Below are 15,418 nucleotides of genomic sequence, written 5' to 3'. Positions count from 1 at the left end.
CCGTAGACTCGAGCGGTGATCATCGCCATCTCCGTCCTGCTGCTCGTCAACGGTGTCTACAACGTCGTCGTCTGGCCCCGCTTCCTCAAGCGCATCGTCGCCGACCCGCGCGCCCGCGACGATCAGGGACGTGCGACGACGTTCCTGCGCGTGCACGTCATCCTCATCAGCATCGCCCTCGTCCTCGCAGCCCTGTCGCTCGTCTTCGGAGTCCTCGGCCTCCTCGGCGTCGGCGCCTGAGACACCGCTGCGGTATCCTGGACGACGCCCGCCTCCGTAGCTCAGGGGATAGAGCAGGAGCCTTCTAATCTCTTGGTCGCAGGTTCGAATCCTGCCGGGGGCACACCGACCCTTCGACAAGCTCAGGGACCGAACCTCAGCCCTGACCCTTCGACAAGCTCAAGGACCGGAACCTCAGCCCCGACCCTTCGACAAGCTCAGGGACCGAGATCGCGGTCGGTCGTCAGACGCGGAGCCAGGAGTTCCAGCGGCCCGCTTCGTCGCGCCTCAGGGCGTCGAGGACGAGGGATGAGACCTGGTCCGCGGCGCCCGTCGCCTCGATGCGGAGGCCGGCGTCGAGGTCGGGCCGCTCCCGCTCGATGAACGAGTCCTCCTGGAGGGTCCACTCGGCGAGCCAGTCGACGCCGTCACCGCGCCCGATGAGGCGGTCGGTGCGCTGGACCACCGGCGCGTCGAGCCACAGCACCGTGTCGGCGAGTATTCGCGACGCCCGCGACGACGACCCGCAACCCTCGACGATGAGTGGACGGTCACTCGGCACGAGGTGCGTCTCCGCACGGGCGGACCGTTCCCAGTCCCAGCGCCGCCACTCCCCCGCGCGCCGCTCGGAGAACGGTGTGAGGATCCACTCGACGAGGAGTCGAGCACCCTCGTCGAGCCCCTCCCACCCCGGATACAGGTCGTCCATGTGGACGACCGTGCTGGCCGTCAATGCGGACGCCACCGAGGAGGCGAGCGTCGTCTTCCCCGTGCCCGACCGTCCGTCGATGAGCAGGACCGGCGGAACCGCGCTCACTGGCCCACGACCCGGAACGTGCCGGCGAGGACCGCCGTGGACAGCGCGAAAGCCATGATGACGATCGTCACCAGGACGGCGACGAGGTCAGCCCGGCCCAGGCGGGACGGTCTGGCCCAGGTGCGTTCGATCGGTGCCCCGAACCCCCGTGCCTCCATCGCCGTCGCGAGTTTGCTCCCGCGGCGGATGGCGAACACCAGCAGCACGAACGCCATGGACGCGAACCGCCGGACCACTCCCCGGTCCCCCAGCCCACGGGCACGACGGGCGAGCGCGAGACTGCGCCAGTCGTCGATGAAGAGTCCGAGCATCCGCGCTCCAGCGAGGATCCCGAGCACGAACCGCGACGGCAGCTTCGTGATCTGGGACAAGCCGTCGGCCAGATCGGTCGGATCCACCCGCGCGAAGAGCAGGATCGTCGGGAGACCGAGCGCCAACACGCGGATCGTCACGGCGACCGCCAGCTCGATCGAGTTGTCCGTCACCCTGACGAACCCGAGCGACAGGTACTCCGTCCCTCCCGGCTTCGCGTACAACAGCATGCTGATCCCGCCGATGGGCGCGAAGACGAGCACCGGCAGTGCCCGCTTCAGCAGCGCGGTGAACCGCAGGCCGGAGAGCGGGAACAGCATCACTTCGAGCAGCACCGCCGTGCTCGCACTCACCCAGTCGATCGTCAGCAGCAACGGGACCGACAGGATGAGGACGGCCAGCACCTTCGTCACCGGATTCACGCGGTCGAGTGGCGGTCGATGGTGCAACACCGTCGAGCGGTCCGCTGCCGTGAGGCTCGTCATGCGGCCCGCCTCCCGAGTTCCAGCGGTTCGAGGAGGATGCGATGGTCGCCCAGATGTTCGACGACCCCCGCGTCATGCGTGACGGAGACGATCGTCGCGCCGCGCTCGAGCTCGTGCTGCAGCAGGCGGACGAGTGACAACCACGTGCGTCGATCCTGCCCGAACGTCGGTTCGTCGAGGACCATGACCGCCGGCCGGGCGGCGAGGACGGTGGCCACCGACAACCGGCGCTTCTGACCGCCCGAGAGGCTGAACGGGTTCGCCTCGGCAAGACGACCGAGACCGAGCGCCTCGAGGATCTCGGAGACCCGCTCGTCGATGGCGGTCCGGGACCAGCGGAGGGCCTGCAGGCCGACACCGAGCTCGTTCCGCACGGTCGATGAGACGAACTGGTGCTCGGGATCCTGGAAGACCGTCCCGATGCGTGTGAGCAACTCGGTGGACTTCCAGCGGATCGGCCGGGATCCCAGCCTGCCGGCGAGCTGCGGAGCGGCGGTCACCGTCCCCGTGATCTCCGGCAGCAGTCCCGCCAGCGTGAGCGCGAGCGTGGACTTCCCCGCGCCGTTGGGGCCGACGATGACGGTCGCCGCGCCCTCGGGCACCGCGAGCCCCAGGTGCTCCTGCACCGGCTGCTTCCGCGTTCGACCGATCGCCAGGTCGTCGGCCGTGATGACCGCCGCTGATGGGCCGGACACCGGACGAGGGGCCAACCCCAGCGGGATGCCCGGCACCCAGACACCCGCATCGGCCAGGCGCTGCCCGACGTCGTCGAGGACGAGGTCGGGTGGCCCGTCGGCGAGGACACCGCCGTCGGCGTCGAGCACGACGACCCTGGTCATCAGCTCGCGCCAGACGTCGACGCGGTGTTCGATGACGACCAGGGTGGACGAACCGTCATCGACCAGCCGAGCGACGGCGTCCCGCACCTCGGCCACCCCGGCCGGGTCGAGGTTCGCGGTCGGTTCGTCGAGCAGGAGGAGCGAGGGGTGCATGGCGAGTACGCCGGCGAGGGCCAGCCGCTGTTTCTGACCCCCGGACAGCGCCGAGGTCGAGTGGTCCAGCGGCAGGTCCAGTCCGACGGCCTCCAGCGAGGCGTCGACACGGCGCCAGATCTCCTCGCGCTCGACGCCGAGGTTCTCGCAGCCGAAGGCGACGTCGTCGCCGACCTTGGACAGGATCACCTGCGAGTCGGGATCCTGCAGCACGAGCCCGATGCGACCCCTCGCTCGTTCAGGCGGAACGCCGTCCACGAGGAGCGAGCCGTGGGACTCCCCCTCGTCCGCACCGCCGAGGACGCCGGCCAGTGCGTGGATCAGCGTCGACTTGCCTGCACCGGACGCCCCCAGGAGGAGGACCCGCTCGCCCGGTTCGATCACGAGGTCGAGGTCGCGCACCGCCCAGGCCTTCCGACCGGCATGACGCCACCCCCAGTCCCGCGCGACGACGCGCGCCGGACCGGTCGCAGCCGCTCCCGGCACGATCAGACCTCGCGCCGAGCGTCCCGCCCCGACGCGAACCGACTGAGCGCTCCGGTCGACGCGAGTGCCCTGACGAGTGCCCAGCCGACGACACCGGCGAGGATCGCGCCCGAGACGAGCAGCGAACCGAGGTAGATCGCGTTGAACTCGACACCCTTCTCGAGGTTGCCCGACATCACGAGCTCGAGGAGCCACGCGCCGGCCCCGGCGCCGGCCCCGGCGAGGATCGCCGGAACGAGGCCGAAGCGCTTGTACGCGAGCGCCGCGAACACCAGCTCGGCGCCGAGGCCCTGAGCGAGGCCGGAGTACACCGTCGTGACGCCCCATGCGTTGCCGATGAGGGCGGAGACGATCGCACCGATGGTCTCGACGAGGAGTGCTGCGCCGGGCTTCCGGATGATGAGTCCGCCGAGCACCCCGCCGAGGAGCCAGATCCCGACGGCGATCCCGCCGAAACCGGGCGTGACGGCGCTGGCACCCGCGTACCAGAGTGATCCGAGCGTGTTCCACGCCCAGAAGATGAGGCCGGTCGCGACGCCGAGCACGGCGACCACGACGATGTCGACGACCCTCCAGCGCAAGGTCCGCGACGCAGCGCGTTCAGAGGGTGAGATCTTGGTCGATGCTGACACGATACGTGCCCTTCCTGTAGACGGAAAAGAGCACGGGATAGCGAGAAATGGTCTCCCTGCGCTGGCATGATCCAGATCAGGTTCGACGGTCGAAGGCGAATACCTTCCTCTCAGCCCGGTTCACCGGACTCCCGTGGTGGCACGAGTCTAACCCCTGCCGTGCGCAGTCGCACGACAGGGGTTCGACGGGGAGGGCTACTTCTTGAGGGCCTTGATGAGGCCGGCCAGCGCCTTGCCGCTCACCCAGATGAACGGGATCGCGACGGCGATGAGCGAGATGAGGTTCGGGTCGAAACGGAGACCCTCGTCGGTCTTGATGTAGGCACCGACCGGGATCGAGACGCCACCGCCGCCACCGCCGCTCGGGGCGTCGTCGCCGTCGCCCTCGGAGCCGCCGCCGAAGCCGTAGTACGTCAGCGCGACGGGCACGAGCTTCGTGCCGTCGACGTCCTGCTGCTCCCCGTAGGCTGCGGACACGCCGAGCCCCTTCGCCTGTTCTGCCAGCTTCTCCACGAGATTCGTCATACCGCGAGGCTACCGCTCGGTATCCACCGGTCCAAGGGGTTGATCCGTGCTCCCAGCACCCTGCGAGTCTCCGCGACTGCCGAGTCCGCGACGCCTCGGCTTGCCGAGGAGGGAGGCGGGAGCGATCGCGAGATCGCCGAACCGGCTCGCGACCCGGTCGATCGTCTGCTCGGCTTCACGCCACTCCTCGTCCGGGTCCCAGAGCCCGGCGCCGGCCTCATCGGCGGGGACGAGCTGGTCGACCTTCACCCCGACGAGGCGCACGAGACGCCCACCGCGATCGAGGTCGTCGAACAACGACGCCGCCTCGTCGTAGACCCGACGCCCGACGTTCGTGGCCTCGCCGATGGTGCGCGACCGGGTGATGACGCTGAAGTCCGCATAGCGGACACGGATGCTGATCGTCCGGCCGGCGTAGCCGCCCTTCCGGAGCCGGATCGCGACGAGACCGGCGAGGTTCAGCAGCTCGCGCTTGAGGATGGTCGGGTCGGAGACGTCCGTCGGGAAGGTCACCTCGTGGCTGACGCTCTTCTCGCGTCGTGCCAGCTCGATGCCGCGCGGATCGATCCCGTTCGCGAGCTCGAGGAGTCGGCGACCGGAGGCCTCGCCGACCGCGCGCTGGAGCATCGACAGCGGGGTGGAGGCGAGCTGACCGATGGTCCGAATGCCCCGGTTCGTCAGCTGCTCCTCCGTCCGACCACCGACACCCCACAGCGCGCCGACCGGCAACGGGTGGAGGAACGCCAGGGTCTCGTCGGCGGGCACGACCAGCAGGCCGTCGGGCTTCGACAGGCCGGAGGCGAGCTTCGCGACGTACTTCGTCGATGCCAAGCCGACCGAGCACGGCAGACCGGTCGCGTCGAGGACCCGTTGCTTCACGAGCGCGGCGATCGTCCGTGGGCTCCCGAGCAACCGGACCGCGCCGGACACGTCGAGGAAGGCCTCGTCGATGCTCAGCGGCTCGACGAGCGGCGTGACCGACTCGAAGACCTCCATCACCCGGTCGGAGTACTCGCGGTACCTGCCGTGGTGGGGTGGCAACACGACGGCGCTCGGACACAGGCGCATCGCCTGGGACACCGGCATCGCCGCTCGCACGCCGTACCGGCGAGCCTCGTAACTGGCGGAGGTGACGACCGACCGCCCCTCCTTGTTTCCCACGATGATCGGCAGACCGCGCAGCTCGGGCCGTTCCAAGAGCTCGACCGAGACGAAGAACGCGTCCATGTCGACGTGGAGGATGGGGGTACCGCTGTCGTCGGCATCGTGCGCCGAGACGCGACGCGACGCTCCATCCTGCCGACTCATGCCTCCATTGTCGCAGTCGCCTCCGACACGCTCTCCACAAGGGCCGAGGCGGGAGGGCCCGGCGACGCTAGGCTGTCCGGCGATGAGCACGCGAACGCGGACCGGGTCGGCCCCGGCGGTCCCAGACCTCTCCGGGCGGGACCTCGCCCTCGACCTCGTGCGCGTCGCGTGCGTCGTGACGGTCGTCATCGTCCACCTCCTGATGGTCGCGGTGGCCGTCGAGCCGGACGGCACGATCGGCATCTCCCGAGCGCTCGAGCAGCAGTCGTGGTTCGACACGGGTACCTGGTTCGGCCAGATCATGCCGCTGTTCTTCATCGTTGGCGGCTTCGCGACGATCACCGGCTGGCGCAGCACCGTCCGACGTGGTGGCGGGACCAGCGACTTCCTCCGGTCCCGGGTGTTCCGACTCGCCCTGCCGACGATCCCGGTCCTGATCTTCCTCGCCGCGGGGCTGTGGCTCGCCGGGGCGCTCGGTGTCGACCCGGCCATCATCGAGGCCGTCGCCGCAGGCGTCGGCTCCCCGCTCTGGTTCCTGGCCGCCTACCTGCTGTGCCAGGCGGTCGCCCCGTTCCTCGCCACCTGCCACGACCGCCACCCCTTCCTGACCTGTGCGGCACTGCTGGCCGGCGTGATCCTCGTCGACGTCGTCCGTTACTCGACCGGTCTCCTGGGCATCGGTCTCGTCAACCTGGTGTTCGTCTGGCCGTTGCTGCAGCAGTTCGGGTTCTTCCTGGCCGACGGACGTCTCCGCTCCCTTCCGCGCCTCGTCCTCGTGGCCGTGGTGCTCGTCTCCTACGGTGCGCTCGTGCCGATCACGACCTGGCTGCCGTACTCGACCAGCATGCTCGGCAACCTCAACCCACCGACCCTCCCCCTCGTCGTCCTCGGAGTCGGGCAGCTCGCCCTGCTCGCCCTGGTGCACCCGCTGCTCACCGCCGTCATGCGGACCCGCGCCGCGAGAGCGGTCGTCTTCCTCATCGGCTCCCGGCTGATGACGGTGTACCTCTGGCATCTCCCCCTGATCATCGCGGTCGCCGGTCTCCAGCTCGCCCTCGGCATCCCCTTCGCGGAACCGCTGAGCGCGGCATGGTGGTGGACCCGACCGGTCGTACTGCTCGTCGTCGCGGTTCTACTCGCGGGCGTCGGCGCACTCCTCGGCCGCGTCGAGCACCCCCGCAAGCTGCGCCTCGACCCGGAGCGCAAGCCTGCAAACGTCGCCGTGTGGATCGCGCTCGCGAGCGCCTTCATCATGCCCTTCGCGGAGATCTCCCACCCGCTCACCGCCGCGATGGCGGCTGCCGGCGCTGTCGGCTCGATCATCGCGGTCGTGCTCCTGAACCCGACCCGTCGGGCGGTCGAGCGCGTCGCGAGCGGATCAGACCAGGCCGTGGACCAGCGGTCGTAGCCACTCGCGGAAGGCCTCCCGGTCGTCCCGGAGCGACTCACTGACCACGATCGTGTCGGGCGCGACCACCCAGGCCCCCGGTCGGCAGATCGGGAGCACCTCGAGGTCCAACCGGAACGAGCTGGATTGCCGACGCAACTCGAACTGACGCTCGCGGATGAGTTCGTAGACGTCGGTGAGACGGCTCGGCGATCGACCTGCGAGCGCGCGCTCGTACTCCCGGATGCGAGCCGCCGCCCACCGGTGCGCCTCGTCGTACGCCCGGTAGGCGAGCTCCTGCAGGTCGAGGGCTCGATCGAACACCTCGAAGTGTGGTGGGCGGACCTCGGCCATGAACAGGCGCGTGTCGCGCCGGGCGATCCCGGTCCACCAACCGTCGAACTGGACGGCGAGCGCGTCGAGGTCGAGGCCGGCGACGTCGACCCGCTCCAGCCCCGGTGTGACCGCGGGAAGCTGCGCGACGCATCGCTCCCCGAGTCCCGCCATGTCGCGGAACGCGAGCGCCAGCATGAGGGCCATCGGAGCGTCTTCCGTGACCTGCCACCGCATGGTGCCTTCGACCAGCATGGCGGAAGTGTATGCCGGGCCAGCAGTCGGCACCAGGGCTTCCCCTGGCCGACGACATCGGGCCCGAGCCGCCGTCATCGACGGTGGCGCGGGCCCGATGGTGCAGCGGTGACCGCTACTGCGAGGCGCGCTCCAGGACGAGTTCGCGCACACGCGCCGCATCGGCCTGTCCGCGCATCGCCTTCATCACGGCGCCGATGACCGCGCCGGCGGCCTGGACCTTGCCGTCGCGGATCTTGGCGAGGACGTCCGGCTGAGCGGCCAGTGCCTCGTCGATGGCTGCGATCAGCGGACCGTCGTCGGACACCAGTGCGAGACCGCGAGCGTCGATGACCTCCTGAGGAGTGCCCTCCCCGTCGATGACGCCCTCGAGCACCTGGCGTGCGAGCTTGTCGTTGAGCGTTCCGGCCTCGACGAGCGCCGCGAGTGCCGCGACGTGCTCGGGTGACACGAGGCTCGTCGCCTCGACATCGCGCTGGTTCGCGATCCGCGAGATCTCGCCCGTCCACCACTTCCGTGCGGCGGCCGGAGCGGCGCCGGCCTCGACGGTGGCCGTGATCTCGTTCAGCAGACCACCGTTCACGACGTCCTGGAACTCCAGGTCGGTGAAGCCCCATTCGCTCTTCAGCCGACGACGACGGACGGCCGGCTGCTCGGGCAGGGCCGCTCTGAGTTCCTCGATGAGTTCGGGCGACGGCACGACCGGGAGCAGATCGGGCTCCGGGAAGTACCGGTAGTCGTCGGCGTCGCTCTTCGGCCGGCCGGCGGACGTCGCACCGGTGTCCTCGTGCCAGTGCCGCGTCTCCTGGACGATGGATCCGCCGTCCTTGAGGATCGCCGCCTGCCGCTGGATCTCGTAGCGGACGGCGCGCTCGACGGAACGCAGGGAGTTGACGTTCTTCGTCTCGGTTCGCGTGCCGAGCTTCTCCTGGCCGCGTGGGCGCAGCGAGATGTTGGCGTCGCAGCGGAGGTTCCCGCGCTCCATCTTCGCGTCGGAGATGCCGAGCGCCACGACGATGTCGCGGATCGCGGAGACGTAGGCCTTCGCGATCTCGGGTGCCCGGTGCTCGGTGCCGTAGATCGGCTTGGTGACGATCTCGACGAGCGGCACACCCGCGCGGTTGTAGTCGACGAGCGAGTACTCGGCACCCTGGATACGGCCGGTGGAACCGCCGATGTGCGTGAGCTTGCCGGCGTCCTCCTCCATGTGCGCGCGCTCGATCGGCACCGTCACGATGGTGCCGTCCGCCAGCTCGACGTCGACCGAGCCCTCGAAGGCGATCGGCTCGTCGAACTGCGAGATCTGGTAGTTCTTCGCGAGGTCGGGGTAGAAGTAGTTCTTCCGCGCGAAACGGCTCGAGGGTGCGATCGAGCAGCCGAGGGCGAGCCCGAGGCTGATCGAGTACCGCACCGCCTGCTCGTTCACGACCGGGAGCGACCCGGGCAGACCGAGGCAGACCGGCGAGATGTTCGTGTTCGGAGCGTCGCCGAAGCCGTTCGGCGCCGAGGAGAACATCTTCGTCTTGGTGTTCAGCTCGACGTGCACCTCGAAGCCGAGCACCGGCTCGTACAGTTCGAGGGCTTCTTCGTAGGAGAGGAGCTTGTCCTTGGCCATGGGTTACCGACCTCCGAGAGCGGGTGCCTGCGAGATGAGGGTGTGCCCCCACGTCGATTCGAGAAGCGCCTCGAGAGCGGCGCCGACCCGGTAGAGCCTGGCGTCCTCCCGTGCTGGCGCCATGAACTGGATGCCGACGGGCAGACCGTCTTCCGGGGCGAGCCCGATCGGCACGCTGATGCCGGGCACGCCGGCGAGGTTCGCCGGGATGGTGGTGACGTCGTTCAGGTACATCGCCAGCGGGTCGTCGATACGCTCGCCCAGCTTGAACGCCGTCGTCGGGGCGCTCGGGCTCACGAGGACGTCGACCTGGTCGAACGCCGCCGCGAAGTCGCGCTGGATGAGCGTCCGGACCTTCTGGGCACTGCCGTAGTAGGCGTCGTAGTAGCCCGCGCTCAGCGCGTACGTGCCGAGGATGATCCGTCGCTTCACCTCGGGACCGAAACCGGCCTCGCGCGTCGCGGACATGACCTGCTCGACCGTGCCGCCACCCTCGGGCGTGACCCGCATGCCGAAGCGCACCGAGTCGAACTTCGCGAGGTTGCTCGACGCTTCGGCGGGGAGGATGAGGTAGTAGGCGGCGACGGCGTACTCGAAGTTCGGAGCGGAGACCTCGACGATCTCGGCACCGTTCGCCTCGAGTACCGCGAGCGCCTCCTGGAAGCGGCTCTTCACGCCGGCCTGGAAGCCCTCACCGTTGAGCTCGGTGACGACGCCGACCCGGAGGCCGCGCAGCACGTCGCCGCGCGCGCCCTCGCGGGCCGCAGCGGCCATCGACGGCCAGGCGTCGCGGAGCGAGGTGGAGTCGAGGGCGTCGTGCCCGGCGATGACGTCGTGGAGGAGGCCCGAGTCGAGGACCGTGCGGCTGACCGGCCCGACCTGGTCGAGCGAGGAGGCGAGCGCGATCGCCCCGTAGCGGCTGACCGCGCCGTAGGTCGGCTTCACGCCGACCGTGCCGGTCACGTGCGCCGGCTGGCGGATGGACCCGCCGGTGTCGCTGCCGAGGGCGATGGGCGCCTCGAACGCGGCGACCGCGGCAGCGGAGCCACCGCCGGAACCGCCGGGGATGCGGTCGAGATCCCACGGGTTGTGGGTCGGGCCGTACGCGGAGTGCTCCGTGCTCGAGCCCATGGCGAACTCGTCCATGTTCGTCTTGCCGAGCGGCACGAGACCGGCGGCACGCGACCGGGCGACGACGGTCGCGTCGAACGGTGACAGGTACCCCTCGAGGATCTTGCTCCCCGAGGTGGACGGCATGTCCGTCGTGACCAGCACGTCCTTGATGGCGAGCGGGACGCCCGCCAGCTCGCCGAGGTCCTCGCCCGCGGCACGGCGTGCGTCGATGTCGGCGGCGACGTCGAGTGCGTGGTCCGACACGTGGAGGAAGGCGTGGACGTCGCCGTCGACCTGCGCGATGCGGTCGAGGTGCGCCTGGGTGGCTTCGACGCTGGAGACCTCGCCAGCGCGGAGCTTGCTCGACAGCTCGGCTGCCGTGAGACCGATCAACCCGCTCACTGCTCCTCCCCCAGGATCGCCGAGACCTTGAAGCGACCGTCGGCCGATTCCGGCGCGTTCTGCAGCGCCTGCTCCCGCGTGAGCGTGTTGCCGACGACGTCGTCGCGGTACACGTTCTCGAGCGGGATCGGGTGGCTCGTCGCCGGGACGTCAGGCGTGGCCACCTGCTGCACCTTCTGGATGTTGTCCACGATGGAGTCGAGCTCCGTCGTGAGGTGGGCGATCTCGTCCTGGCTCAGGGCGATTCGAGCGAGGTTCGCGAGATGCGCGACCTGCTCGGTAGTGATTTCCGACATGCGTCTCCCGTACGTGTAGCGGTGGCGGTCGCTCCAGTCTATTCGCCAGGGACGTGGTCGTCCGTCGGGCTCCGCCCCTACAGTGGGACGGTGACCCAGAACGACTCGAGCAGCCGTCCCCGTCCCCCGCACGAGCGTCCCTGGCTTGCGAGCTACGCCGCCGACGTGCCAGACGACATCCCCGAGCAGACCGGCAGCCTCGGCGATCTCGTCGAAGCCTCCGCCGCGAGCTACCCGGACGCCGTCGCGCTGGAGTTCTTCGGGTCGACCACCACCTACACGGAGCTCGAGGCGCTCATCGCCCGTGCCGCCGCCGGCCTGCGCGCACTCGGTGTCCGGGCGGGAGACCCCGTCGCCCTCATGCTCCCGAACTGCCCGCAGCACATCGTCGCGTTCTACGCGGTCCTCAGGCTGGGCGCCGTCGTCATCGAGCACAATCCGCTCTACACCCCCCAAGAGCTCCGCCACCAGTTCGAGGACCACCGCGCGACGTTCGCGATCGTCTGGGACAAGGTCGCCGAGCACCTGCAGGACTTCCCGGCCGACCTGGCGGTGCACTCGCTCGTGACGATCGACGTGACCCGGGCGATGCCGCTCCACATGCGCGCTGCTCTCCGTCTGCCCATCCCGAAGGCGAGAGCCTCACGGGCTCAGCTCACCGCGCCGGTCTCGGGCACCGTGCGGTGGGAGCAGCTCCTGACCTCGGGGCCGCTGCCGGCGAGCCACCCGAAGCCCGCGACCGACGCCCTCGCACTCATCCAGTACACGAGCGGGACGACGGGCTCGCCCAAGGGTGCAGCACTCACCCACGGCAACCTGCTCGCGAACGCGGCGCAGTCCCGCGCCTGGGTGCCCACGGTCAAGCGTGGGGAGGCCGTCGTCTACGCGGTGCTCCCGATGTTCCACGCCTACGGCCTGACGCTCTGCCTGACGTTCGCCATGAGCATGGGCTCGCGCCTCGTCCTCTTCCCGAAGTTCGACCCGGCGCTCGTCCTCAAGGTCATGAAGAAGCGACCGCCGACCTTCCTGCCCGCCGTCCCGCCCATCGCCGACCGTCTCCTGACCGCGGCGACCGAGCAGGGCGTGTCACTGCAGGGCACCGAGATCGCCATCTCTGGCGCGATGCCGCTGCCGCACGACCTCGTCGTCCCGTTCGAAGCCGCGTCCGGCGGCTTCCTCGTCGAAGGCTACGGGCTGTCCGAGTGCTCCCCGGTCATCTCCGCGAACCCGGTCTCGACCGCACGGAAGCCCGGGACCATCGGCCTCCCGCTGCCGAGCACCGAGGTGCGCGTCGTGGATCCCGACGACCCGGAGACCGACCGGCCGGCCGGCGAGGCGGGCGAGTTGCTCGTCCGCGGCCCGCAGGTCTTCAACGGCTACTACAACAAGCCCGAGGAGACCGCCGCCGTCCTGCTCCCAGGCGGTTGGTTCCGCACCGGTGACATCGTGTCCATCGACGAGGAGGGGTTCATGACCGTCGTCGACCGGATCAAGGAGCTCATCATCACCGGCGGGTTCAACGTGTCGCCGAGCGAGGTCGAGCAGGTGCTCCGCGGGCACGCGTCGGTCGCTGACGCCGCCGTCGTCGGGCTCCCCGATCCCCACTCCGGCGAGCAGGTCGTCGCGGCCGTCGTCGCGGCTCCCGGTGCCACCGTGGATCCGGATGCCCTCCGAGCCTGGGCGCGGGAGATCCTCACCCCGTACAAGGTGCCGAAGCGGGTCGTCGTCGTCGACGAACTCCCCAAGTCGCTCATCGGCAAGGTGCTGCGGCGCCAGGTCCGCGACGAGCTGCTGCAGGCCGACCAGGACTGAGGTCAGTCCGTCGGCACCTCGTCGGCGGACGCCGCACCCTCGGCCTCATCCGCGGCCGGGGCCTCCGGCTCGCCGAGCGCCGCCGGACCCTCGGAGACGAGCAGGGCGAACTGCTCGGCGTCGATGATCCGCAGACCGAGTGCTTCGGCCTTCGCGAGCTTCGACCCGGCACCCGGGCCGGCGGCGACGAAGTCGGTCTTCTTCGAGACGCTCGACGCAGCCTTCCCGCCCGCCTGCACGATCGCTTCCAGCGCGCCCTCCCGGGTGAAGCCGTCGAGCGAACCGGTGGCGACGACGGTGACACCGGACAGCACACCACCGGCCGCGACCGCCGCGCCCGGCCCCGGGTGTCCGGGTGTCGCCCACTGCACGCCCGCCGCAGTCCACTCCTCGACGATCTCGCGATGCCAGTCGACCTCGAACCAGGCGATGAGGGCGTCGGCGATGATCCCGCCCACGCCGTCGACCTCTGCGAGCTCGTCGCGGGTGGCCGCACGGATGGCGTCGAGCGAGCCGAAGTACTCCGCGAGTGACCGGGCGGCGACCGGGCCGACGTGGCGGATGTTGAGTGCCACCAGCAACCGTGCGAGCGGGCGGGTCTTCGCGCCGTCGAGGTTGGCGAGGAGTTCGATCGCGTTCTTGGACGGCACCGAGGACTCGTCGCCGTCGAACTCGGCCGCGGCCGGATCGTGCACGCCGTCCTTCTTGGCGCGTCGGCGGCGGAAGGGCGTGACGCGCTTCTCGGATCCGTCCTCGTTGAGCTTGGGCAGCCCGGTCTCGTTGTCGCGGACGATCACCGTGACCGGGAAGATGTCGGCCATCGTGAGCGAGAAGAGTCCGGCCTCGGTCGTCAGCGGTGGTTCCGCAGGCTCCACCGGCTGGGTGAGCGCCGCTGCCGCCACCTCGCCGAGCGCCTCGACGTCGAGCGCGCCACGGGAGCCGATGTGCTCGACGCGTCCGCGCACCTGCGCCGGGCAGCTCCGCGCGTTCGGGCAGCGCAGGTCGATGTCGCCCTCCTTCGCGGGGGCGAGGGGGGTACCGCACTCGGGGCAGTGCTCGGGCATGACGAACTCCCGCTCCGAACCGTCGCGGAGCTCGACGACCGGGCCGAGGACCTCAGGGATGACGTCGCCGGCCTTCCGGAGGACGACGGTGTCGCCGATGAGCACCCCCTTCGCCTTCACGACGTCCTGATTGTGCAGGGTCGCCTGACGCACCTCGCTGCCGGCGACGAGCACCTTCTCCATGACGGCGAACGGGGTGGCGCGACCGGTGCGCCCGACGCTCACGACGATGTCGAGGAGCTTCGTGTTCACCTGCTCGGGCGGGTACTTGTAGGCGATGGCCCATCGCGGAGCACGACTCGTCGCGCCGAGCTCGCCGTGGAGCGCGAGATCGTCGACCTTCACGACGACGCCGTCGATCTCGTGCTCGACGCTGTCGCGGTGGGCGCCGAAGTACTCGATGAACTCCGCCGCACCGGTCGCCTCGTCGTGGACCCGGTAGTGCGAGGAGGTCGGGAGCCCCCAGCTGTGCAGCAGCTCGTAGACCTGTGACTGCCGAGCGACGGGCGGCTGTTCCCACGCGCCGATGCCGTGGACGAGCATCTGCAGGCGGCCGAGCCGGTCGTGCATGAGTGCGAGCTGGGCCGGGTTCTTGCTCTCCGCCTTCTGGCGCAGGGAACCGCTCGCCGCGTTGCGCGGGTTGGCGAAGACCCGTTCACCGGCGGCCGCCTGGTTGGCGTTCAGTTCGCGGAAGGCCTCGACCGGGAAGAAGATCTCGCCCCGGACTTCGACGACCTCCGGGAACTCGACCCCGGGGTCGGACGACGTCAGGCGTTCGGGGATGGAACGGATGTACCGCACGTTCTCCGTGACGTCCTCGCCGACGACGCCGTCGCCGCGCGTGGCCGCGCTCACGAGGCGGCCGCGCTCGTACCGGAGGTTGATGGCGAGGCCGTCGATCTTCAGTTCGCAGAGGTACTGGACGGACCCTCCGGCGTCGCGCTCGACCTTGGCGGCCCAGGCGAGGAACTCCTCGATCGAGAAGACGTTGTCGAGGCTGAGCATGCGCTCGAGGTGGGTGACCGGGGCGAACAGCGTGGTCTCGGCGCGCCCGCCGACGGTCTGGGTGGGGCTGTCCTGGCTCTGCAGCTCGGGGAAGAGACGCTCGAGCTCCTCGAGCCGACGGAGCATCGCGTCGTACTCCTCGTCGGAGGCGAGCGACTCGTCGCGCTCGTAGTACGCGTCGCGAAGCTCGAGGATGCGCGAGGTGAGTTCCTCGGCCTCGGTCGATGCCTGCTGGAGGGTCTGTCCGGTGCTGTTCGCCACGGCGTCCAGTCTACGAGCGGCGTCCGACACCGGCGGGCGCTTGACACCCGGCACGTCCTCCCAGATGTGCGCAACCGGGTCGGGGCGGGTCTCATCGAG

The 15,418-nt window shown here is 70.0% G+C and carries 14 protein-coding genes, 1 tRNA gene and 1 riboswitch; of the genes, 4 read left to right on the top strand and 11 right to left on the bottom strand.

Going from position 1 to position 15,418, the window contains the following annotated elements; genetic code table 11:
• Window positions 1–15 precede the first annotated feature (15 nt).
• Both ACLIME_RS03695 and ACLIME_RS03690 read left to right on the top strand, forming a co-directional pair.
• On the top strand, window positions 16–240 hold the full coding sequence (locus ACLIME_RS03695; protein WP_064295131.1) for an SCO4848 family membrane protein: 225 nt from the start codon (window positions 16–18) through the stop codon (window positions 238–240).
• 30 nt (window positions 241–270) lie between these two features.
• Window positions 271–343, top strand: a tRNA-Arg gene (locus ACLIME_RS03690).
• Window positions 344–463: 120 nt separating this feature from the next.
• Here ACLIME_RS03690 and ACLIME_RS03685 read toward each other — a convergent pair.
• The 6 genes from ACLIME_RS03685 to dinB all read right to left on the bottom strand — a co-directional run bounded on the left by ACLIME_RS03685 (window position 464) and on the right by dinB (window position 5,776).
• Window positions 464–1,036 carry a hypothetical protein gene (locus ACLIME_RS03685; protein WP_411558223.1) on the bottom strand — a complete coding sequence of 191 codons (573 nt, stop codon included), beginning with the start codon at window positions 1,034–1,036 and terminating at the stop codon, window positions 464–466.
• Window positions 1,033–1,833 (bottom strand): energy-coupling factor transporter transmembrane component T family protein, encoded by an 801-nt coding sequence (locus ACLIME_RS03680; RefSeq protein ID WP_411558222.1) that lies wholly within the window; start codon window positions 1,831–1,833, stop codon window positions 1,033–1,035. Before ACLIME_RS03680 ends, ACLIME_RS03685 begins: the two co-directional genes overlap by 4 nt.
• Entirely contained in the window at window positions 1,830–3,227 is a 1,398-nt protein-coding gene (locus ACLIME_RS03675) for an ABC transporter ATP-binding protein (protein ID WP_411558221.1), read from the bottom strand. Before ACLIME_RS03675 ends, ACLIME_RS03680 begins: the two co-directional genes overlap by 4 nt.
• Before the next feature lie 86 nt (window positions 3,228–3,313).
• Window positions 3,314–3,943, bottom strand: coding sequence for an ECF transporter S component (locus tag ACLIME_RS03670; RefSeq protein WP_086473536.1), 630 nt, complete (start codon window positions 3,941–3,943; stop codon window positions 3,314–3,316).
• 36 nt (window positions 3,944–3,979) lie between these two features.
• Window positions 3,980–4,088: riboswitch (TPP riboswitch) on the bottom strand.
• Between the two features lie 50 nt (window positions 4,089–4,138).
• Entirely contained in the window at window positions 4,139–4,468 is a 330-nt protein-coding gene (locus tag ACLIME_RS03665) for a hypothetical protein (RefSeq protein WP_079705686.1), read from the bottom strand.
• A gap of 9 nt (window positions 4,469–4,477) precedes the next feature.
• Complete coding sequence (gene dinB / locus ACLIME_RS03660) at window positions 4,478–5,776, bottom strand: DNA polymerase IV (protein WP_079705685.1); 1,299 nt, start codon at window positions 5,774–5,776, stop codon at window positions 4,478–4,480.
• 82 nt (window positions 5,777–5,858) lie between these two features.
• Here dinB and ACLIME_RS03655 point away from each other — a divergent pair, with 82 nt between their 5' ends.
• Complete coding sequence (locus tag ACLIME_RS03655) at window positions 5,859–7,184, top strand: acyltransferase family protein (RefSeq protein ID WP_411558220.1); 1,326 nt, start codon at window positions 5,859–5,861, stop codon at window positions 7,182–7,184.
• Here the strand turns inward: ACLIME_RS03655 and ACLIME_RS03650 are convergent.
• The 4 genes from ACLIME_RS03650 to gatC form a co-directional block, all read right to left on the bottom strand.
• Window positions 7,155–7,751 carry a hypothetical protein gene (locus tag ACLIME_RS03650; RefSeq protein ID WP_411558219.1) on the bottom strand — a complete coding sequence of 199 codons (597 nt, stop codon included), beginning with the start codon at window positions 7,749–7,751 and terminating at the stop codon, window positions 7,155–7,157. The two genes, ACLIME_RS03655 and ACLIME_RS03650, sit on opposite strands and share 30 nt — an antisense overlap.
• A 115-nt stretch (window positions 7,752–7,866) precedes the next feature.
• On the bottom strand, window positions 7,867–9,366 hold the full coding sequence (gatB, locus tag ACLIME_RS03645) for an Asp-tRNA(Asn)/Glu-tRNA(Gln) amidotransferase subunit GatB (RefSeq protein ID WP_079705682.1): 1,500 nt from the start codon (window positions 9,364–9,366) through the stop codon (window positions 7,867–7,869).
• 3 nt (window positions 9,367–9,369) lie between these two features.
• Window positions 9,370–10,881 carry an Asp-tRNA(Asn)/Glu-tRNA(Gln) amidotransferase subunit GatA gene (gene gatA / locus ACLIME_RS03640; RefSeq protein WP_064295121.1) on the bottom strand — a complete coding sequence of 504 codons (1,512 nt, stop codon included), beginning with the start codon at window positions 10,879–10,881 and terminating at the stop codon, window positions 9,370–9,372.
• The gene (gatC, locus tag ACLIME_RS03635) at window positions 10,878–11,177 is read right to left on the bottom strand and encodes an Asp-tRNA(Asn)/Glu-tRNA(Gln) amidotransferase subunit GatC (RefSeq protein WP_064295120.1); all 300 of its coding nucleotides are present in this window, start codon (window positions 11,175–11,177) and stop codon (window positions 10,878–10,880) included. The genes gatA and gatC overlap by 4 nt, the downstream gene beginning before the upstream one ends.
• Before the next feature lie 90 nt (window positions 11,178–11,267).
• Here gatC and ACLIME_RS03630 point away from each other — a divergent pair, with 90 nt between their 5' ends.
• Window positions 11,268–12,989 (top strand): long-chain-fatty-acid--CoA ligase, encoded by a 1,722-nt coding sequence (locus ACLIME_RS03630; RefSeq protein ID WP_411558218.1) that lies wholly within the window; start codon window positions 11,268–11,270, stop codon window positions 12,987–12,989.
• A gap of 2 nt (window positions 12,990–12,991) precedes the next feature.
• On the opposite strand, the gene ligA is transcribed toward ACLIME_RS03630, so the two are convergent.
• Window positions 12,992–15,319, bottom strand: coding sequence for an NAD-dependent DNA ligase LigA (gene ligA / locus ACLIME_RS03625; RefSeq protein WP_411558217.1), 2,328 nt, complete (start codon window positions 15,317–15,319; stop codon window positions 12,992–12,994).
• Window positions 15,320–15,418 lie beyond the last annotated feature (99 nt).

Origin of the sequence: Plantibacter sp. MPB07 (assembly GCF_046619465.1) — a bacterium.
Lineage (GTDB): Bacteria > Actinomycetota > Actinomycetes > Actinomycetales > Microbacteriaceae > Plantibacter > Plantibacter auratus.
The sequence above is the reverse complement of the archived record's forward strand: the minus strand, read 5'-3'. Positions and strand labels throughout refer to the sequence as shown.